The organism is Herbidospora yilanensis (assembly GCF_001570565.1).
GTDB classification, from domain to species: domain Bacteria; phylum Actinomycetota; class Actinomycetes; order Streptosporangiales; family Streptosporangiaceae; genus Herbidospora; species Herbidospora yilanensis.
The window spans coordinates 108,256-127,849 of record NZ_BBXE01000017.1; the positions used below are offsets into that span (position 1 = coordinate 108,256).

23 protein-coding genes are annotated in these 19,594 nt (G+C 72.4%); 11 read left to right on the forward strand and 12 right to left on the reverse strand.

The genetic code is table 11. The features are described 5' to 3' along the window. Positions 1-64 precede the first annotated feature (64 nt). Genes AW273_RS10235 through AW273_RS10245 form a run of 3 tightly spaced genes read left to right on the forward strand, consistent with a single transcriptional unit; the run spans position 65 to position 2,967 of the window. Positions 65-712 carry a lysophospholipid acyltransferase family protein gene (locus AW273_RS10235; RefSeq protein ID WP_232327261.1) on the forward strand — a complete coding sequence of 216 codons (648 nt, stop codon included), beginning with the start codon at positions 65-67 and terminating at the stop codon, positions 710-712. 22 nt (positions 713-734) lie between these two features. Then, positions 735-2,345: a penicillin-binding transpeptidase domain-containing protein gene (locus AW273_RS10240; RefSeq protein ID WP_062347590.1), complete on the forward strand. Its 1,611-nt coding sequence runs from the start codon at positions 735-737 to the stop codon at positions 2,343-2,345. 31 nt (positions 2,346-2,376) lie between these two features. Then, a complete protein-coding gene (locus AW273_RS10245) occupies positions 2,377-2,967 on the forward strand; it encodes an ArsR/SmtB family transcription factor (RefSeq protein ID WP_198168099.1) in 591 nt (196 codons plus the stop codon). On the opposite strand, the gene AW273_RS10250 is transcribed toward AW273_RS10245, so the two are convergent. After that, positions 2,964-3,560, reverse strand: a complete 597-nt coding sequence (locus tag AW273_RS10250; RefSeq protein ID WP_062347592.1) for a TetR/AcrR family transcriptional regulator — start codon at positions 3,558-3,560, stop codon at positions 2,964-2,966. The genes AW273_RS10245 and AW273_RS10250 overlap by 4 nt on opposite strands. Positions 3,561-3,616: 56 nt before the next feature. Here AW273_RS10250 and AW273_RS10255 point away from each other — a divergent pair, with 56 nt between their 5' ends. Next, positions 3,617-4,768: an FAD-dependent monooxygenase gene (locus tag AW273_RS10255; protein ID WP_062347595.1), complete on the forward strand. Its 1,152-nt coding sequence runs from the start codon at positions 3,617-3,619 to the stop codon at positions 4,766-4,768. Here AW273_RS10255 and erm read toward each other — a convergent pair. Both erm and AW273_RS10265 read right to left on the reverse strand, forming a co-directional pair. Next, a complete protein-coding gene (gene erm / locus AW273_RS10260; protein WP_062347596.1) occupies positions 4,756-5,577 on the reverse strand; it encodes an ErmE/ErmH/ErmO/ErmR family 23S rRNA (adenine(2058)-N(6))-methyltransferase in 822 nt (273 codons plus the stop codon). The genes AW273_RS10255 and erm overlap by 13 nt on opposite strands. A 325-nt stretch (positions 5,578-5,902) precedes the next feature. Then, positions 5,903-6,169, reverse strand: coding sequence for a DUF3040 domain-containing protein (locus AW273_RS10265; protein ID WP_062347598.1), 267 nt, complete (start codon positions 6,167-6,169; stop codon positions 5,903-5,905). Positions 6,170-6,302: 133 nt separating this feature from the next. On the opposite strand from AW273_RS10265, the gene AW273_RS10270 reads away from it, so the two are divergent. The 5 genes from AW273_RS10270 (at position 6,303) to AW273_RS10290 (ending at position 10,465) form a co-directional block, all read left to right on the forward strand. Continuing rightward, on the forward strand, positions 6,303-7,313 hold the full coding sequence (locus tag AW273_RS10270; RefSeq protein WP_062347600.1) for an Rv2578c family radical SAM protein: 1,011 nt from the start codon (positions 6,303-6,305) through the stop codon (positions 7,311-7,313). Between the two features lie 71 nt (positions 7,314-7,384). Beyond that, positions 7,385-8,080, forward strand: coding sequence for an ABC transporter ATP-binding protein (locus AW273_RS10275; RefSeq protein ID WP_062347602.1), 696 nt, complete (start codon positions 7,385-7,387; stop codon positions 8,078-8,080). After that, positions 8,077-8,811 carry an ABC transporter permease gene (locus AW273_RS10280; RefSeq protein ID WP_062347604.1) on the forward strand — a complete coding sequence of 245 codons (735 nt, stop codon included), beginning with the start codon at positions 8,077-8,079 and terminating at the stop codon, positions 8,809-8,811. The genes AW273_RS10275 and AW273_RS10280 overlap by 4 nt, the downstream gene beginning before the upstream one ends. Then, positions 8,808-9,860: a sensor histidine kinase gene (locus tag AW273_RS10285; RefSeq protein ID WP_062347606.1), complete on the forward strand. Its 1,053-nt coding sequence runs from the start codon at positions 8,808-8,810 to the stop codon at positions 9,858-9,860. Before AW273_RS10280 ends, AW273_RS10285 begins: the two co-directional genes overlap by 4 nt. Beyond that, a complete protein-coding gene (locus AW273_RS10290; protein ID WP_062347615.1) occupies positions 9,860-10,465 on the forward strand; it encodes a response regulator transcription factor in 606 nt (201 codons plus the stop codon). Before AW273_RS10285 ends, AW273_RS10290 begins: the two co-directional genes overlap by 1 nt. On the opposite strand, the gene AW273_RS10295 is transcribed toward AW273_RS10290, so the two are convergent. The 3 genes from AW273_RS10295 to AW273_RS10305 form a co-directional block, all read right to left on the reverse strand. Further along, a complete protein-coding gene (locus AW273_RS10295) occupies positions 10,462-11,697 on the reverse strand; it encodes an RNA polymerase sigma factor (RefSeq protein ID WP_062347617.1) in 1,236 nt (411 codons plus the stop codon). The two genes, AW273_RS10290 and AW273_RS10295, sit on opposite strands and share 4 nt — an antisense overlap. Next, positions 11,694-12,017, reverse strand: a complete 324-nt coding sequence (locus AW273_RS10300; protein ID WP_062347983.1) for a YciI family protein — start codon at positions 12,015-12,017, stop codon at positions 11,694-11,696. The genes AW273_RS10295 and AW273_RS10300 overlap by 4 nt, the downstream gene beginning before the upstream one ends. A gap of 84 nt (positions 12,018-12,101) precedes the next feature. Further along, positions 12,102-12,911: a GDSL-type esterase/lipase family protein gene (locus tag AW273_RS10305; protein WP_062347619.1), complete on the reverse strand. Its 810-nt coding sequence runs from the start codon at positions 12,909-12,911 to the stop codon at positions 12,102-12,104. Positions 12,912-13,076: 165 nt separating this feature from the next. Here AW273_RS10305 and AW273_RS10310 point away from each other — a divergent pair, with 165 nt between their 5' ends. Together AW273_RS10310 and AW273_RS10315 are read left to right on the forward strand one after the other, a co-directional pair. After that, complete coding sequence (locus AW273_RS10310) at positions 13,077-14,285, forward strand: isochorismate synthase (RefSeq protein WP_083949655.1); 1,209 nt, start codon at positions 13,077-13,079, stop codon at positions 14,283-14,285. A gap of 31 nt (positions 14,286-14,316) precedes the next feature. Beyond that, a complete protein-coding gene (locus tag AW273_RS10315) occupies positions 14,317-15,498 on the forward strand; it encodes an MFS transporter (RefSeq protein ID WP_269750237.1) in 1,182 nt (393 codons plus the stop codon). Here the strand turns inward: AW273_RS10315 and AW273_RS10320 are convergent. The 6 genes from AW273_RS10320 to AW273_RS10345 all read right to left on the reverse strand — a co-directional run bounded on the left by AW273_RS10320 (position 15,457) and on the right by AW273_RS10345 (position 19,577). After that, positions 15,457-16,071 (reverse strand): IMPACT family protein, encoded by a 615-nt coding sequence (locus AW273_RS10320; RefSeq protein ID WP_062347623.1) that lies wholly within the window; start codon positions 16,069-16,071, stop codon positions 15,457-15,459. The genes AW273_RS10315 and AW273_RS10320 overlap by 42 nt on opposite strands. Positions 16,072-16,100: 29 nt before the next feature. Then, positions 16,101-16,514: a cupin domain-containing protein gene (locus AW273_RS10325; RefSeq protein ID WP_232327263.1), complete on the reverse strand. Its 414-nt coding sequence runs from the start codon at positions 16,512-16,514 to the stop codon at positions 16,101-16,103. Positions 16,515-16,524: 10 nt separating this feature from the next. After that, positions 16,525-17,013, reverse strand: coding sequence for a flavin reductase family protein (locus AW273_RS10330; protein ID WP_062347627.1), 489 nt, complete (start codon positions 17,011-17,013; stop codon positions 16,525-16,527). Positions 17,014-17,183: 170 nt separating this feature from the next. Then, entirely contained in the window at positions 17,184-17,780 is a 597-nt protein-coding gene (locus tag AW273_RS10335) for a DedA family protein (RefSeq protein WP_062347629.1), read from the reverse strand. A gap of 325 nt (positions 17,781-18,105) precedes the next feature. After that, a complete protein-coding gene (locus tag AW273_RS10340; RefSeq protein WP_062347631.1) occupies positions 18,106-19,398 on the reverse strand; it encodes a cation:proton antiporter in 1,293 nt (430 codons plus the stop codon). Next, complete coding sequence (locus AW273_RS10345) at positions 19,395-19,577, reverse strand: MbtH family protein (protein ID WP_062347633.1); 183 nt, start codon at positions 19,575-19,577, stop codon at positions 19,395-19,397. Before AW273_RS10345 ends, AW273_RS10340 begins: the two co-directional genes overlap by 4 nt. Positions 19,578-19,594: the final 17 nt, after the last annotated feature.

Genomic DNA, 19,594 nt, shown 5'->3' on the forward strand with positions numbered 1-19,594 from the left:
CATCGTCGTCTCTCGGTCCCGGCGACACCTAGGCTTGGAGCGGTCAACCGAGGGAGGAGCCCCCTTGTCGTCGCTGTTCTACCGCGTCGCCAAAGTCGTCAGCGTTCCCGTGATGCACGCGCTCTGGCGTCCGCGCGTCGTGGGGATGGAGCACGTCCCGGAGACGGGTCCGGCGATCATCGCCGCCAACCACCTGTCCGCGCTCGACTCCTTCTTCCTGCCCGCGCTGATGCCCCGCCCGGTCACCTTCGTCGCCAAGAACGAATACTTCACCGGCAGCCCGATCACCCGCGTGATCATGAGCGGCAACCTCGCGATCGACCGCGACAGCGCCGGCGCCGCCCAGGCGATGCTCGACGCCGCCGCCGGCATCCTGAACGACGGCGGGCTGTTCGGCATCTACCCCGAGGGCACCCGCTCCCCCGACGGCCGCCTCTACAAGGGCAAGATCGGCGTCGCCTGGCTGACCCTGACCACCGGCGCGCCGGTGCTGCCGGTGGCGCTGGCGGGCACCGACAAGGTGCTGCCGCCGGGCGCGTCGGTGCCGCGCGTGCACCGCATCGACGTCACGATCGGCAAGCCGATGACCTTCGAGGGCGACGCCGCCAAGGCCCGCGACCGGCGCGAGGTCACCGACCAGATCATGGACGCCATCCGCGAACTCTCCGGCCAGGAGTACGTGCCCAGCTACGCCAAACGGCCCAATTCGTAACGAATTCGCTAAGCTCGTCGCCGTGCGGGGACGAACGATAGCGATCATTTCGGTGGCGTGCGTGGTCGCCGCCGCGGGCGGCGGAGCCGGCGCCTGGTGGGTGCTGCACACACGCGGCACCCCTCAGGAGACCGCCCGTCTCTACGCCGCCGCCTGGGCGGCCGACGACCTGACGGCGATGAAGGGCCAGCTGGTCACCCCGGTTCCGGCCGCCTTCGACACCGTCACCGCCTCGATCGCGAAGGATCTGAAGGCGACCGTCAAGGACGTCGAGCTGGGCCAGGTCGCCCCCGCCGGCGACGACCGCTACGAGGCGTCCTACACGGCCACCCTCGACATCGCCGACGTCGGGCCCTGGACGTACACGGGCACCTTCGACCTGGTCGTGTTCGACCGGCAGTGGAAGGTCGACTGGAAGCCGCAGGCGCTCCACCCCGGCATCGACGGCACCGCCAAGCTGGCGCTGAAGACCACCTGGCCGCAGCGGGCCGCGCTCACCGACGCCGACGGCAACCGCATCGACGGCACCGACGTGGGCGGGTCGGTGCAGCAACTGGCCGGGTTCCTCGACAAGGCGGACGACAAGGACGTCGCGAAACTCGGCCCCGCCTACCGGAAGAACCAGGCGATCGGACGCGGCGGCCTCCAGGAGACCTTCCAGAAACGCCTGGCCGGCACCCCCACCACCGACGTCATGGCCGGCGACAAACCCCTTGAGTCGATCAAGGGCGAGAAGGGCGAACCGGTCAGGACCAGCCTGGACATGACGATCCAGAACGCCGCCGCCAACGCCATCCGCGATCTCGACAAGCCCGCCTCGCTCGTGGCCATCCGCCCCTCGACCGGCGAGGTCCTGGCCATCGCCAACAACCGCGGCGACTTCAACCGCGCCCTCAACGGCCAGTACGCCCCCGGCTCGACCTTCAAGACGGTCACCGCCGCCGCCCTGCTGGCCAAGGGCGTCGACCCGGGCGAGAGCGTGACCTGCCCGGAGAACGCGGTCGTCGGCGGCCTGAAGATCCGCAACAGCGACAACGCGGAGTACGGGACGATCAGCTTCAGCGACTCCTTCGCCTACTCCTGCAACACCACCTTCGCCCCGCTGGCCCAGGAGCACCTCGGCGCCGAGGGCCTCTACGACGCCGCCGGCAGCCTCGGCTTCAACCAGCCGCTCAACATCGGCGTGCCGGCGAGCAAGGGCAGCATGCCGAAGGCGACCTCCGACGCCGAGCTCGCCGCCGAGTCGTTCGGCCAGGCGAAGATCATCGCCAGCCCGCTGATCATGGCCTCGGTCGCGGCGGCCGTCGCCGACGGCACCTGGCGGCCCCCGACGCTGGTCCCGGGCCTGAAGCAGAAGGCCAAGGAACGGCCGCTGCCCGACGGGGTGGCCGACGACCTGCGCGGGATGATGCGGGCCGTGGTCTCGAAGGGCACCGCCAAGTCGGCCGGGCTGCCCAGCGGCGCCTACGGCAAGACGGGCACGGCCGAATACGGCAGCGGGCCCGAGCTGCCCTCCCACGCGTGGTTCCACGGCTACCGCGACGACGTGGCGTTCGCGGTCGTGGTGGAGGGCGGCGGAGGCGGCGGCAAGGTGGCCGCGCCCGTGGCGGCCGATTTCTTGCGGGGCTTTTGACAATTTTTCTTGTCGGTGAGAACCTGAGGCCATGTTCGAAGTGGCGGTCATCGACGACCCCGCGGCCGCCGAGGTCTCCCTCGACCCGGTCCGCGCCCGCATCCTGGCCGAACTGGCCGAGCCCGGCTCGGCCACGCAGCTCGCCACCAAGATCGGCCTGCCCCGGCAGAAGGTCAACTACCACCTGAAGACGCTGGAGAAGCACGGCCTGGTCGAGCTCGTCGAAGAACGCCGCAAGGGCAACGTCACCGAGCGGGTCATGCGCGCCACCGCCGGTTCCTACGTCATCTCGCCCGCCGCGCTGGGCGCGGTCGAACCCGATCCCTCCCGGCGGCCCGACCGCCTGTCGGCGGCGTGGCTGCTCGCCGTGGCGGCCCAGCTCGTGAAGGACGTCGGCGCGCTGATCACCCGCTCGGAGCGCGCCCAGCAGAAGGTCGCCACGTTCGCGATCGACGGCGCCGTCCGCTTCGCCAGCCCCCGCGACCGGGCCGCCTTCGCCGAGGAACTGTCGGCCGCCGTGGCCTCCCTCGTCTCCCGCTACCACGACGAACAGTCACCGGGAGGCCGCGACCACCGGATCGTCGTCGCCCTGCACCCGGCCATCACCCGCCAGGAGCCCTAGCCGGCCCGCCCGCCGCCGCCCGCGACCGGCGGCGGCGCGGGGACCATCGCGCGCACGATCCGCTCGACCCCTTCCCGCGTGACCGTGCCCGCCGGGGCTGTGACCAGGGTGAACAGCGCGCCGCCGTAGAGCGCGATCAGCCCCGGCACCCGCTCGGGCGGGATCGCGAGCCCGAGCTGGGCATGGTGCCCGGCCGTGAACACCGTCGCCACCGCCTGAAGGCCCTCCAGGGCCCGGTTGAGTTCGGGGCGGCGGACCGCCTCCAGGCGGAGCTCGAAGATGGCCAGGTAGCGGTCGCGCAGCACGGTCGCCGCGCCCAGGAGCGAGTCGGTCAGCAACTCGACCAGGTCGGGCTCTCCCGTCAGGCGGCCGGCGGCGGCGTCCATGTCGGCCAGGTGGAGCTCGACCACCCGTTCGGCCGCGGCGACGAGCAGGGCCTCACGGTTGCGGAAGTAGTTGGAGGCCGTGCCGGTCGGCAGCCCCGCCGCGCGTTCGGCGGTGCGGTGGGTCAGGCCGTGCACCCCCGACGAGGCGAGCAGCGCGATGGCGGCGTCGGTGAGGGCCCGGCGGCGGTCCGGATTGGTGGGCGGCACCCGGCCATGCTACCAATAGCAGTACTAGTACGACCGTAGTGAATGACGGGACCCCCATGAGAATCGCCATCGTCGGGGCCGGGCTCGGCGGCGTCACCGCCGCCACCGGCCTCCACCTGACCGGCCACGACGTCACCCTCTACGAACGCGCCCCCGACCTGCGCGAAACCGGCACCGGCATCGTCGTCATGCCCAACGGCCTCGCCGCCCTCGACAGCCTCGGCCTGGGCGCGCCCCTGCGGGAGCACGCCGCGCCCACCACCCAGGGCGGGCTGCGCGACCGCGCCGGCCGTCCGCTCCTGGTCACCGACGCCGCCAAGGCCCAGGAACGCTACGGCCAGACCATCGTCGTCGACCGCGCCGTTCTGCACCGCACCCTGCGGGAGCGGCTGCCGGCCGACTGTATCCGGACGGGCGTCGCCGTCGGCGGCCTCGCCGAGGAGCCCGGTCGCGTGCTCGTCGACGGCGTCGACGACGCCGACGCCGACGCCGTGGTCGTGGCCGACGGGATCGGCAGCCGCCTGCGCGCCCGCCTGTTCCCCGCTCACCCGGGCACCGAACGGACCGGCCGCCTCGACCTGCGCGGCACGCTCGGCACGATCCCCGGCGTCGAAGACCTGCTCACCGCGATTCTCATCGACCGGCACAGCGGCGCGATGTTCGGCCTGTTCCCGATGGGGCCGGGCGGCCTGTACTGGTTCACCGACACCCCCATGCCCGCGACCGTCCCGGAGCCGGAGCAGGCCCGGGAGCAGGTGGCCGAGCTCATGGCGGACTGGCACCCGGCCGTGCCGGCCGTCCTGCGGGCGACCGCCGTGGCAGACGTCCACGTCGACCCCATCACCCGGCTGGCCAAGCCGCTGGCGACCTACGCGACCGGCAGGATCTGCCTGCTGGGCGACGCCGCCCACGGCATGACCCCCGATCTGGGGCAGGGCGCGAGCCAGGCCTTCGAGGACGCCGCGGCCCTGGTCGAACACCTTGAGGGCGCGACCCCGGCCGAGGCGGCCGAACGGCTCGGCCGCTACGACGCCGAAAGGCGGCCACGAGCCAACCGGCTCATGGCCGCCTCCAGCCGTCAGTCGCGGCTCACCACCCGGACCGGCCCGGCCGCCTGGCTACGCGACACGCTGCTGCGCGCCACGCCGCCGGCGCTGGCCGCCCGGCAGCTCGCCGCGATCTGGCTCACGCGAGGTCAGCACAGGTGACGCCACAACGCGACCCACTGGTCGGGGTGGACGTGTCCCACGACGGCGTCGCGGGGCACCCCCGCCGCCGACAGGGCGGCGTCCACCCCCTCGTACCGGGTCTTCAGCGAGGCCCGCACCGAACCGCCGGTCCCGCCGAAGCCGAGCTCGACCAGCCGCCGGTAGGAGCCCCGGTCGCACACCAGCGGCTCGGGCCTGCGCTCGATCCGCAGGATCGCCGAGTCGACCGACGGCACCGGGCGGAACGACTCCCGGAAGACGGTGTGCCCGAGCCGCCAGTGGAACCACGGCCACGACTCGACCGTGACCAGGCTCCAGCGGCCGTAGTCGCCGGTGCGCTTGCGGGCGTACTCCCGCTGGGTCAGTAGCGTCGCCGACGATAGATCCGGCGCCCGAAGACACCAGTCGACGATCTTCGAAGTGACCGAATAGGGAATGTTCCCCACCACCGCGAACGGCTCCCGTGGTACCCGCGCACGCGTGAAATCACCTCTCACCACTTCGATGGCCGGATCGTCTTGCGTACGGGAGGCGAGCCGCCCCGCGAGCCGGGGGTCGATCTCGTAGGCGACCACCCGCGCGGCCACCTCGGCCAGCGCGAACGTGAGCGCGCCCTCCCCCGCGCCGGGCTCCAGCACGAGCCCCTCCGGCGCGGCGGCCTTCACCATCAGTTCGACGGCGTGCCGGTCGACCAGGAAGTTCTGCGAGAGCGTCCGGCGCGCGCCGTCGGCGGGCGTGCGGCCGCCACCGCTGTTCCTGGCCTTCTTCTGGGTATGCGAATAGTTTCCGTGCGCGAAATTCTGCGCCACAGCACTGCCCTTCTGGGTCTTCGAGATTCATGGGGTCTCGAAGGGCCCTGGGCGCGCCTGGGACGCGAAATGCCCTCAGTTCAGAGAATGAATCGCGTCCGCTAGCGGGCCAGAGCCCGGCCGTGGCGGATGCGAATGAAGAAGGGGCAGCAGAATGCAGAAGCCATGCGGGTCACTGTAGACATGGGGGAATGGCGCGGACAAAGCATTTACCGGGCCCCGTGACCCGTGACGGCGGGCCGCCTGGAGCGGGCGGCCGGCGCCGGTGGAGGGCCCGGACGGGGGTCGGCGGGCGGTGCCGGGCGGGCGGGAGCCGTAACCGGAACTAGAAGGGAACCGCCGCCGCGTCGTTGTGGAAGGCCATCACCAGCAGCATCGCGATCAACGTCGCGATCAGCAACCAGCTCACCGCGATCACCACCGTCGACCGCCGCCACCGGCGTCTCTTCTTGTCGGTGCGGCGGCGATTGCGCTCGCCGCGCTCCACCCGCTCGTTGAACGACTCTAAACGGGCGGCCAGCCGCGGATCCTCGTCTGTGAGGTGCCGCTCGATCATCGCCAGCATCCGCTCCTCGTCTTGCGACCAGGACATGGCGCACCTCCCAGGGATGCAAGGTGTGTGCGGACGTCGTTCCCCCTAAAGAAGATCGTTAGCCGTTTGGTGGGGTGCGATTTGCCCCCGCTTTCCGTTGCGATCATGATCGAACAGGTGTTCCAATCATGGGATGCGCTGGGACAACCTGCAACTCCTCCCCGAACGACCCGACAACGCCCTGATCACCAAGGGTGCGGTCGTCCGCACGATCGACACGCCCGAGTTCCGCGGCGTCACCTTCTACGAGATCCACGCCCGCTCGATCGTCAACCGCGTCCCCGGCGCCGGCCGCGTCCCCTTCGAGTGGACCCTCAACCCCTACCGGGGCTGCACCCACGCCTGCCTCTACTGCTTCGCCCGCAACACCCACACCTACCTCGACCTCGACGCGGGCCACGACTTCGACACGAAGATCATCGTGAAGACCAACGCCGCCGAACTGCTGCGCCGCGAGCTCGCCGCGCAGCGCTGGCAGGGCGACCCCATCGCGATGGGCACCAACGTCGACCCCTACCAGCGGTGCGAGGGGCGCTACCGGCTGATGCCGGGCATCATCCGGGCCCTCACCGAGTTCGCCAACCCCTTCTCCGTCCTGACCAAGGGCACGCTCATCCTCCGCGACCTCGACCTGCTCACCGAGGCGGCCGGGCGGACGCGGGTGTCCACCGCCATGTCGATCGGCACCACCCACCCCGCCGCCTGGCGGGCCACCGAACCCGGCACCCCGAGCCCCCGCGCCCGGCTCGGCGCCGTCGCCACGCTCAACGAGGCCGGCATCCCCTGTTCGGTGCTGATGGCGCCGATCCTGCCCTACCTCACCGACTCCCCCGCCCAGCTCAGGGCGACCGTGAAGGAGATCGCCGAGGCGGGGGCCACCGGAGTGACCCCGCTGCTGCTCCACCTGCGCACCGGCGCGCGCGAATGGTGGCTCGACTGGCTGGCCCGCGAGCACCCCCGCCTGGTGCCGCGCTACCGGGAGCTCTACGGGCGCGGCGCCTACGCGCCCAAGGCCTACCAGCGGCGGATCACCGCCCAGGTGGCCGAGCTGGCCCGGGAACACGGGATCGGGGAGCGCGCGGTCCGCCCGGCCGCCCGGCCGTCGCGGGCGCCGGAGGCGGAGCAACTCGGGCTGTTCCACTAGGACATTTGTCCCGCCGATCTCGGGATCCGGCTCCCTACGACCGCGCCGCCGCCGGAAATAGCGTCGTCGTCATGACCGACGCCATCGTCATCCGGGGCCTGCGCAAGGCCTACCGGCACGTCCTCGCCGTCGACGGCCTCAGCCTGACGGTCCCCCAGGGGCAGCGCCTGGCCCTGCTCGGGCCCAACGGCGCGGGCAAGACCACCACCATCAGCGTGCTGCTCGGGCTGCTCGCGCCCGACGCCGGCACCACCTCCGTCTTCGGCCGCGACTCGCGCTCGGCGGTGAACGACGGGCTCGTCGGGGTCATGCAGCAGGAGATCGGGCTGCCGCCCCGCGTCACCGTCCGCGAGATCGTGCGGTTCGCCCGCGCCGTCTTCCCCGCGCCCCTCCCCTACGACGAGATCCTCGCCCAGGCGGGGCTCGCCGGCCTCGACCGCACGCGGGTCGACCGGCTGTCGGGCGGGCAGCGCCAGCGGGTGCGGTTCGCCCTGGCCCTGGCCGGCGACCCGAAGCTGCTCGTGCTCGACGAACCCACCGCCGGGCTCGACGTCGAGGCCCGCCGCGACTTCTGGGACGGCCTGTCGACCAGCGGCCGCACCGTCGTCTTCTCCAGCCACCACCTCGACGAGGCCGACCGGTTCGCCGACCGCATCGTCGTGCTGAACCGCGGCCGTCTCATCGCCGACGGCACCAGCGCCGAGATCAAGAAGGGCGGCGACCTCGAGGACGCCTTCCTCGCCCTCATCTCCGGGAGGATCGCATGACCGCCTACATCCGCCTCGAAGTCCGCAAGATGCTGCGCGACCACGGCTTCATCGTGATGAGCCTCACCCTGCCGGTCGTCATGTACCTGATCTTCAGCAACCTCGCCATGGGCGCGCAGGGAGCCGAGGCGCAGGCCGCCGCCGCGGCGTGGAGCATGGTGGGCATGGCCGCCTACGGCGCGCTCGGCGGCGCGTTCAGCAACGGCACCGGCACGAGCGAGGACAAGGCCCTCGGCTGGCTGGCCCAGCTCTCCGTGCTGCCCATCCCGCCGTGGCGGGTCATCGCCGGGAAGGCCGCCACCGGCGCGATCATCGTGGTGCCCTCGATCCTGCTCGTCCTGACCGCCGGGGCGCTGGTCAACGGGGTGCCGCTGACGCCGTTCGAGTGGGTCGCGGTCACCCTGCTGTTGTGGATCGGCACGATCCCCTTCAGCCTGTTCGCCCTCGGCAACGCCTACCTGCTGAGCCCGCAGAACTCGGCCGCCGCCAACCTCGCCGGATACATCGCCCTGTCGATCGTCGGCGGCCTGTGGTTCCCGGCCGCGAACTTCCCCGGGTGGCTCCAGGCCGTGAGCGAGTGGAGCCCGGTGGCGGCGTACGCGAACCTGCCCTGGGCGGTGCTCTTCGGCGAGGCCCCCTCGCCGCGATCGGTGCTCCTCCTGCTGGGGTGGACCGCCGTCTTCACCCTCTACGCTTTGTACGGTTTCCGCCGGGCCGGGAGGAATGCATGACGAGCCGTCAGGGAGGGTTCACCTTCTGGGTCCTCCTCATGGCCCTGCCCGTCCTGGAAACGGCCGTCCGGCCCTCGATCCCCCGCTGGGCGGCCGTGGCCGCGATCATCGCCCTCTACCTGTGGACCGCCCGCAGCCAGTCGCACCTCGCCCTGGCCCTGCTCGGCGTCACGAGTTCGGCGGCCGCCCTGGCCTTCGGCGGCTCCTGGTCGTTCACGCTCACGATGAGCGCCATCCTCACCGGAGCCGTCGTCCGCCGATGGCCCGGAGTGGCGCTGCTGGTGCCGCTCACCGCCGTCGCGGTCGTGGCCGCCGTCAGGAGCGACGTCGGGGCGCTGAACGTCGCCTTCTCCGGGTGGGGGGTGTTCGTCGCCGGGCTGGTGCCGTGGATCATCGTGCAGCTCTGGGACACCATCGCCGAACTCCAGGCCACCCGGAAGGAGCTCGCCCGGGTGGCCGTCTCGGAGGAGCGCCTGCGCTTCTCCCGCGACCTGCACGACCTGCTCGGCCACACCCTGTCCGTCATGGTCGTCAAGGCCGAGGTGGTCCGGCGGCTGGCCCCCCGCGACGGCGAGGCCGCCGCCCGGCAGGCCGCCGACATCGAGGAGATCGGCCGCCAGGCCCTCACCCAGGTCAGGGCCGCCGTCACCGGCTACCGGGGCCGCGGGCTCGACGCCGAGCTCGCCTCCGCCCGCGACGCGCTGACCGCCGCCGGCATCGAGCTGACCGTACGGAGCCCGCGGAGCCCGCTCACGCCCGAGACCGACGCCCTGCTCGGCTGGGCGGTGCGCGAGGGCGTCACCAACGTGATCCGCCACAGCACCGCCCGGACCTGCGCCATCACCCTCGTCGTGGGCGCCGGTGACGGTGACGGCGCCGAGCTGACCATCGCCGACGACGGCACCGGGGTCACCGGGCCCGCGTCCGGGAACGGGCTCGGCGGCCTGCGCGAACGCGTCGAGGCGGCGGGCGGCCGGTTCACCGCCGGGAACGCCCCCGCCGGGGGGTTCGCGCTGACCGTCGGCGTCCCGGAAGGAGCCACCCCCTGATGATCCGTGTGCTGCTGGCCGAAGACCAGGGCATGATGCGCGGCGCCCTGGCCCTGCTGCTCGGCCTCGAACCCGACATGGAGGTCGTCGCCCAGGTCGGCGACGGCACCGAGGTCGTGCCCGCCGCCCTGGCGGCGCGGCCCGACGTCGCCCTGCTCGACATCGAGATGCCCGGCCGCGGCGGTCTGGAGGCCGCCGCCGACCTGCGCGACCGGCTGCCCGCCTGCCGGGTGCTGATCCTCACCACGTTCGGCCGCCCCGGCTACCTGCGCCGGGCCATGGACGCCGGGGCCCGCGGCTTCCTCGTCAAGGACGGCCCCGTCGAGGACCTCGCCGACGCCATCCGCCGGGTGCTGCGCGGCGAACGTGTCGTCGACCCCGCGCTGGCCGCCGCCGCGTTGTCGGCCGGCCCGAGCCCGCTGACCGAGCGGGAACGCGAGATCCTCGCCATCGCCGGCGACGGCACCACGATCGCCGACCTCGCCGCCCGCCTCCACCTGTCGGAGAGCACGGTCCGCAACTACCTGTCGTCGGCCATCGGCAAGACCGGCACCCGCAACCGCGTCGAGGCCGCCGGGGTCGCCCGCCGGAAGGGCTGGCTCTAGCCCGCCAGCCGGTCGCGGCGGCGCGTCAGGGCGGCGATCTCCGCGCTGTTGCCCGCCAGCTCGATCGCCCTGTCGTACGCCGCCCGCGACTCCCCGCTACGGCCGAGCCGGCGGAGCAGGTCGGCGCGGGTCGCGTGGAAGGGGCAGTAGCCCGCGAGGTCCCCGCCGAGACGGTCGACGGCCGCCAGCGCCACGTCGGGCCCGTCGAGCTCGGCGACCGCAACCGCCCGGTTGAGCGCGACGACCGGCGAACGGTCGAGGCGGACGAGCTGGTCGTACAGGGCGACGATCTGCGACCAGTCGGTGTCGCGGACGTCGCGGGCGGAGGTGTGCACCGCGTTGATCGCCGCGAGGATCTGGTAGCGGCCCGGCGGCTCCCCGGTGGCCAGGCGTTCGCGCACCAGCCGGTGGCCCTCGGCGACGAGGCCGGCGTCCCAGGCCCCGCGGTCCTGCTCGTCGAGGGTGACCAGCTCGCCGGTCCGGGAGAGCCGGGCGGCGCGGCGGGCCTCGATGAGGAGCATCAGCGCCAGCAGCCCCGCCACCTCCCCGTCGCCCGGCAGGAGGGCCCGTACCAGCCGGGTGAGCCGGATCGCCTCGGCGGTCAGGCCGGGCCGCACCGGATCGGTCCCGGGACCGGTCGCCAGATAGCCCTCGTTGAAGACGAGGAACAGGACGGCGAGCACCCCGGAGACGCGCTCCGGGAGATCCTCCGCCGACGGCACCCGATAGGGCACGCGGGCGTCCCTGATCTTGGCCTTGGCGCGGGTGATGCGCCGCTCCATCGCGGTCTCCCGGACCAGGAAGGCACGGGCGATCTCGGGCACGGTGAGCCCGGCGACCATGCGCAGCGTCAGCGCCACCCGGGTCTCCGTCGCGAGCGCCGGATGGCAGCAGGTGAAGATCAGCCGCAGCCGCGCGTCGTCGACGGCGCCGAGGGGCTCGGGCGGATCGTCGTCGTGGAGCATCCGAGCCTCCCGGTGCCGGTCGTCCCGCTTGCTCTCGCGGCGGACGCGGTCGATCGCCCGGCGGTTGGCGGTCAGGGTCAGCCAGGCGGCGGGGTTGGGCGGCACACCGTCGCGGGGCCACCGCTCGACGGCGGCCGCGAACGCCTCGGCCGCCGCCTCCTCGGCGATGTCGAGATCGCCGAACCGCCTGGTCAGGGCGGCGATCACGCGTGCCCACTCGTCACGGTGGGCCCGGGTGATCGCCTCGCGGACGTCGGCGCCGGTCACAGGAACGGCCGGACCTCGACCTTGCGGTTGCAGGCCCGCGACCCCTCGGCGGCGAGCCCGAGCGCCACGTCGAGGTCGGCGGCCTCGATGATCCAGAAGCCCGCGAGGAACTCCTTGGACTCCACGAAGGGCCCGTCGGTGACCAGCCTCTCGCCGCCCCGGTTGTCGATCACGGTGGCCGTCGCGGGGGCGCCGAGGCCCCCGGCGAAGACCCAGTGGCCCTCGGCGACCAGGCGATCGTTGAAGACGTCGATCGCGGCCTCCTCCTCGGCGGTGGCCCGGCCCTCTTCGTCGAAGATCACGGAAACGAGGTACTGCATGCGGATCATCTCCTGCGCTGGGGGCGCCCCTCGCGGGCGGCCCTTCACCTCTTCGACGAAGACCCCCGCCCGGATCCGACAACTCTAGACAGGCGATTCCACCCGCTGGAACGACAACCGCGCGATCGCCTTCTGCCCCTCGGCGTTCGGGTGGAAGAAGTCCCACTTGCTCACCATCGACACCGGGAAGGCGTAGCGGAACACCTCGCCGTTGTCGTAGCGGCACAGCGGCCCGTAGGCGGCGCAGGCCTTGGCCATCTCGTTGTTGTACGCCATCACCCGCGCCCGGACCCGGTCGCGGCGGTCCTCGTCCTTCCGGGCGGTCGAGGTCGGGTTGGCCAGCATCGTCTGGCAGATGCGCGCGATGCCCCAGAACGCCCGCGCGACCGGGTTGTCCTTGGCGACCCGCCACAGGCGCTTCAGGTCGGGGATGCTGGTGATGCGCACCTGCGCGCCCGTCGGGGCCAGCCTGGCCAGCGCCGCGTCGACCCGCGCCCGGTAGGTCGCCACCGGGGTCATCTGGCTCTCGGTCCGCACGCACGCGTCCTGGGCGCCGATGAGGATCGTCACGTAGGTCGCCTTGGCCTCGATCGCCTCCTCCATCTGCTCCATCAGGTCGTCGCTGGTCGCGCCGTTGTACGCGAAGTTGCGGTTGCGGCCCTTGACGTCCACCCCGTCGGCCAGCAGGCGCAGGTAGTGGCTGTTGACGTCTTTGTGGTCGCCGGCCGCCCACGAGCGGGACGTGCAGGCGACGTACCAGCCGCAGGCGTTGAAGCCCGCGGTGATCGAGTCGCCGAGCGCCGCGATCGTCATCGGCGGGGTTGACGCCTGGACCGTTCCAGGCCACAGGAGCAGCGCGACGGCAGCGGCCACCGGCGTGATCTTCTTGATCATGGACACCTCCGGGAGCCAAAGGTAGAGATCACGAACGCCAAGGCTCTATTACCGAGGCGGCAGGCGTCTCTTCCATGACCAAGCTGCTATCGGGGCTTGACACCGGCGTACCGACGAAAGGGACCCGATGTCGAACACGTTCAGTTTCTGCGTAAAGTGGGTCAGGTGAGCGTCGCCCTCGGACTTCATCCCCCGCTCGTGGTCCGCACGGTCCCGGTACGCGACCCCGGTGACCTCATCTCCCTGCTGCCCGGTCCGGCCGCCTACACGTGGGTGCACCACGGCGACGGGCTGGTGGCGTGGGGCGAGGCGCTGCGGGCGACCATACCGCCGGGGCCCGGCCGGTTCGCGTGGGCCCGCGACTGGCTGGCCGGCGCGTTCGGGCACGCCGACATCGACGATCGTGTCCGGCGTCCCGGCTCCGGGCCGGTCGCGTTCGGCAGCTTCACCTTCGACCCCGCCTCGCCCGGGTCGGTCCTCGTCGTGCCGAGGGTCGTGGTGGCCCGGCGCGACGGGCAGGCCTGGCTGACCACCGTGGGCGAGGAGAACCTGGGCCTGGTCACGCCCGCCGTCCCGCCGGGACGGATCCGCTACTCCGACGGCGCGCTGACCGCGCCCGGCTGGGAGAACGCCGTCGCCACGGCCGTGCGGCACATCACGTCCGGGGAGCTGGAGAAGGTCGTGCTGGCCCGCGACCTGGTCGCGACCGCCGACGCCGACATCGACCCGCGCGTCCCGCTGGCGCGGCTCGCCGCGCGCTACCCCGAGTGCTACACCTTCTCCGTCGGCGGCCTCATCGGGGCCACACCCGAGCTGCTCGTGCGGCACAACGGGCGGGCCATCGAGTCGCTCGTGCTGGCCGGCACCATCCCCAGCGGCGCCGACCCGGCCACGCTGTTCGACTCGCCGAAAGACCGCTACGAGCACACCTGCGCGGTCGCCTCGGTCGAGGCCGCGCTCAAGCCGCTGTGCGCCGAGCTCGACGTGCCGGCCGAACCCGAGCTCCTCTCGCTGCCCAACGTGCAGCACCTCGCCAGCCGGGTCACCGGGAAGCTCGACGACGGCGCGTCGGTGCTCGACGTGGTGGCCGCGCTCCACCCCACGGCCGCCGTCGGCGGCACCCCGACCGACGACGCGGTCGCGCTGATCCCCCGGCTGGAGCACATGGACCGGGGCGGCTACGCCGGGCCGATCGGCTGGATCGACGCCCGGGGCGACGGCGAGTGGGGCATCGCGCTGCGCTGCGCCCAGCTCGACGGGCCACGCGCCCGTCTTTTCGCAGGTTGCGGCATCATGGGTGGGTCCGACCCGGCCGCCGAGCTCGCCGAGGCGCAGTCGAAGTTCCGCGCCATGCAGTACGCCCTGGAAGGCTGACCCGCCCCACCCCCTGGAGGGCCGACCCCTGATATCCCCCGCCGACCGCCGCGCCCGGGTCGCGGTCGCCCTGCTGTTCCTGACCAACGGCGCGATCTTCACCAACCTGATGCCGCGCTACCCCGCCATCATCGACGCGCTCGGACTCTCCAACGCCCAGTTCGGCCTGGCCGTCGCCGCCGTGCCCGCCGGGTCGCTCGCCTCCGGGCTGCTGGCGGGCATCCTCATCCGGCGGCTGCGGTCCTCCCGCGTCGCGGTCGGCGGCATGATCCTCACCGGCGGGCTCGTGCTGCTCGCCGGGCTCGCGCCGAGCTGGGCGCTGTTCGCCGGGGCGCTGTTCCTCGTCGGGGCGCTCGACTCGGTCGTGGACGTCGCCCAGAACACCCACGGCCTGCGCGTGCAGCGGCTCTACGGCCGCTCGATCATCAACTCCTTCCACGCCATCTGGAGCCTGGGCGCCGTCCTGGGCGGCCTCATGGGCGGCGGCGCCGCCGCGCTCGGCATGTCGCTCGGGCTGCACCTGAGCATCTCGGCGGTCACGTTCGTCATCGTCAACCTGGTCGCCTACCGCTTCCTGCTCCCCGGCCCCGAGCCGCAGGAGCCCATCGAGGCCGCCGACCCCGGCAAGCCCGCGCCGCCCGTCAGGTCGGTCGCCTACGGCGCGCTCGCGCTGCTCGCCGTCATCGCGATCTGCGGCGCCACCGTCGAGGACGCCGGCGGCACCTGGGCCGCCGTCTACCTGTCGGGTTCGCTCGGCGCGGCCCCCGGCATCGCGGCGTTCGGCCTGGTCGCCGTGGTGGGCGCGCAGTTCGTCGGGCGCGCGCTGGGCGACCGGTTCGTCGACCGGTGGGGACAGGCCGCCGTCGCCCGCGTCGGCGGGCTGCTCATCGCGGTCGGCTTCGGGCTCGCGCTGGCCTTCCCGAGCGTGCCCGGCACCATCGCGGGGTTCGGCCTGGCCGGGTTCGGCAGCGCCACCCTCATCCCGGGCGCCATGCACGCCGCCGACCAGCTCCCCGGCTTCCGGCCCGGCACCGGGCTGACCCTGCTGTCGTGGCTGCTGCGGGCCGGCTTCCTCTGCACGCCGCCGCTGGTCGGGCTGATCGCCGACGCGAGCTCGCTGCGGGTCGGCCTGCTGGTCGTCCCGGTCGCCGGGCTCATCGTCCTGCTGTGCTCAGGCGTCTTCCGCGCGGACGAACAGCGGCTCGCCCGCTGAGGCCCTGGCCCGTCCGGCCGTCGCGGTGGCCAGCCATTCTCCGAACCCGGCGGGGTCGGCCACCGCGACGTCGAAGGCCACTCCCGAGCCGTAGGTGACGCCGCGCACGTCGTAACGGCCGCGCAGGTCGTTCTCCAGCCGCCCGGCGTGGGCGTGGTCGATCGACACCGTCACCAGGCGGGCCTCGACCATCGTCACCGGCCTCACCCGGTCGAGGGTCTCCCCCACCGCGCCGCCGTAGGCCCGCACCAGCCCTCCGGCGCCCAGCAGGACGCCTCCGAAGTAGCGGGTCACCACCGTGACCACGTCGGCGTAGCCGCGTTTGAGCAGCACGTCGAGCATGGGGGTGCCGGCCGTGCCGCCGGGTTCGCCGTCGTCGTCGGAGCGGCGCGCGCCGGCGCCGATCACGTAGGCGGTGCAGTTGTGGGTGGCGTCGGCGTGGAGCGCGCGGCGGGCCGTGATGAACTCGCGGGCGGCCTGCTCCGAGGGGGCCGGCGCGACGGCGCAGACGAACCGCGACCGCCGCACCTCCGTCTCGTGTTCGACCACGTCGTCGAGGGTCTTGTACGGCACCGCGACAGACTAGCCCCGACCCGGCGCCTTTACAAAGTAGATCCCAATGAGGGCAGGTTGACCACGATCGCCTCCTGCGACGAACGCGCGATCACCACCACCGCCTCCTCGTCGGGCGACGGGTTCTCCTCCCGGTGCGGCGTGAACGGCGGCACGTACACGTAGTCGCCCGGCGAGGCGTCGATGCGCCGCTCCGCGCCGTCGTCGCCGAGGAAGACGAACGACGGATGCCCGCTGACGACGTAGATCGCGGTCTCGGAGTCGCCGTGGTGGTGGTCGGCCGACCGGGTGGAGGGGGCGACGTGGGTCTGCCCCATCCAGAGCCGGGCCGAGCCGACGCTCGGCCCGCTGATCGCCGCCCGCCGGTACATGCCGGACGTCTGGGCCGTCTCGTCCGACAACCCGGCGGGCACGACGTGGTGCAGCGGTTCATGGAAGGACAAACCGGGTCTCCTAGGCGAAGGATCCGAAAGTTCCGTCATGGTAGAGCAGCGGCCGCCGTCCGGGGATCGTCTCCCCCTCGGTGACCAGGCCGACCACCAGGCGGTGGTCCCCCGCCACGAACCGTTCCCTGATCTCGCACCGCAACCACGCCGCCACGCCGCCGAGCACGGGTTCGCCCGTGCCGAGGGTGGCGTACTCGGTCTCCGGGCCGAAGCGGTTCGCGCCGCTGCGTGCGAACAGCACGGCCAGGTCACGCTGGGACTCGCCCAGGATGTGCACGACGAAGCTGTCGCGGTCGCGGATCGCGGGCCAGCTCGACGACCCCAGCCCGATGCCGAAGGTGACCAGCGGCGGCTCCATGGAGACGGACGCGAGGGAGGTGGCGGTGAACCCGACCGGCCCCGCCGTGGTGACGACGGCCACTCCGGCGGCGTGGCGCCGGAAGGCGCTGCGGAAGAGGTCGCGGGTGTCGGTCTCGACGTCGGGGGGGATTCTCATGGTTCCACCTCTGAATGGTTCCGGCGCATCGCCGATCCTGGGGCGCGGGAAGTCCGACACGGCCGTCACGGTGTTCCTCTCGTTCAGGTCCCTTCATGGTAGAAATACCCCTAATACCTGTCAATATTGTGGGGAATTGGACGACACCAACTCCGGACGAGGCCGCCCGATTACGGGCGAGCCCGCCGCCGCACCCACACCATGGTCGCCAGGCCGAACACCGCCACCACGGCAAGCGCCACCCAGGAGAGATCCTTGAGCCACCGCTCGGCCGCCACGCCCAGGTAGTAGACGACCGCCGTCGTCCCCCCGGCCCACACGATCGCGCCCAGCACGTTGGCGACCAGGAACCGCCGGTACGGCAGGTGCAGCGCCCCCGCCAGCGGCCCCGCCAGGATCCGCAGCAGCGCCACGAACCGGCCGAAGAACACCGCCCACACGCCCCAGCGCCGGAACAGCGCCTTGGCCCGGCCGACGTGCTCAGGCCCGAAGTGCCGGGGGAACCGCCGCCCCAGCCGGTCGAACAGCCCCTGACCGCCCCTGTGGCCGATGGAGAAGCCGATCGAGTCGCCGACGATGGCCCCGGCGGTCGCGCACGCGCCGACCAGCAGCGGGTCGACGATGCCCTTGGCCGCCATGAGTGACGCGCTGACCAGCACGATCTCCCCCGGCAACGGGATGCCGAGACTCTCGATCCCGATGACCAGACCCACGACCACGTAGATCCAGACGTCCGGGATCGACTCCAGCCAATGTTCGAGACCCATCCGACTCCCTCTAGATCGCTGATGTGAGTTTCGGGTTGGTGGTCGTGATCGTTTCACGGGCGCGGCGGTGTTCCGGTTGTGCCGGATGGCGACGTCGAGGGCGAAGTCCAGCCACAGCAGCTCACCGGACGTGGCATCCGCCGCGTAGTGAGTCTGGGTGAAGGAGAACGGCCACGGATACCACTGCAGGATATTGATCAGACCGGTGAACAGCCCGAACACCGTCGCGGCCAGGCGAACGGCCGGGGGTGGACCGTCCACAGTCTGGCCATGACGGGAGGCCGCACCTCACGAAGCCCGGACGTCCGGCCCGGAGCATTCCCACCTAGCCGCCCACTGCGGGCATGCGGGCGCGGCGGTCCAGCTCCTCCTCGGTCGGGGTGAGCCGCGCCATGGCGAGCCGCAGGATGGGCGGGGCCATCAGCGAGGTGAGCACGGCCATCAGGATGAGGATCGTGTACATCTCGGCGTTGAGCACGCCGAGGCGCAGCCCGACCATGGCGATGACCACCTCGATGACGCCCCGGGCGTTCAGGCACGCGCCCAGCGCCACCCCTTCCCAGGACGAGAGTCCGCTGGTCCGGGCGCCGAGGTAGGCGCCGGCGAACTTGCCGGCGACGGCGACGCCCACGACCAGCAGCGCCGCGCCCAGGACCTCGATCCGGGCCAGGAGGGTGAGGTCCATGCGGAGCCCGGCCGTGGCGAAGAAGAGCGGGGCCAGGACGGTCAGCACCACCGTGCGCAAAGGGGCGACCAGCGCGGGGTCGGGGCGGCCCCACTCGCCGATCAGGATTCCGGCGACGAACGCGCCGAAGACGGCCTCCAGCTTCAGGGCGTGGGTGCCCGCCGCCGACAGCACGATGATGATCACTGTTGCCCCGATGACGCTCGCGCTGCCCCGTACACGACGGAAGATCTCGCGGATCAGCGGGCGGGCCACGACCACGGCGAACACCACGACGACGAGCAGCGAGCCCAGCGACTGGGCCACGTTCTGCGCCTGGAGGCCGATCGTGGCCATGACCGAGACGATCGAGAGCATCACCCAGCCGAAGATGTCGTCGACCGTCGCGGCGACGAGCGTCAGCTGGCCGATGTCGCGGTGGAGCAGGTTCATGTCGAACAGGGTCTTGGCGATCACCGGGATCGCGCTGACGCACATGGCGACGCCCAGGAACAGCGCGAACACGGTCGGGTCGGATCCCGCGTCGCCCACCGGGGCGAGCAGCAGGCCCGTCCCGATGCCGAGTGCGAGCGGGACGGCCAGGCCGAACAGGCTGACCTTGGCGGCGGTCGCGCCGCGCCTGCGGGCCAGCCCGAAGTCGAGGTGGCTGCCGGTGAGGCCGACCAGGAGCAGGACGCCGAGCTGGCCGGCCGCGTCGAGCAGGTGGAACTGCTCGGTCTGCTGCGGCAGCAGCCAGCCCGCGGCGCCGGGGGCGAGGTGGGCGAGCAGCGACGGTCCCAGGAGGATCCCGGCGCACAGCTCACCCACCACGGCGGGCATCCGCATCCGTACGGCCAGCCGCCCGAGCACCACGGCGGCGAGGAGCAGCACACCGACCTGCAGCAGGAACACCAGCAGGGTGTGGGCGCCCAGGGGTGGCACGGGTTCGGTCATGCCTGCACTCGCAGGCTCCGGGGCCGCATGTCGGTCCACACCTCGTCGATGTAGGCCAGGCACGACTCCTTGTCGCCGCGCCGCCCCGCGTCGGTCCAGCCCGCCGGGAGGTCCAGCTTGACGGGCCAGATGGAGTACTGCTCTTCGGCGTTGATCACCACGATGAACTCGTCGAACATGGGAGGTCCTTTCTGGA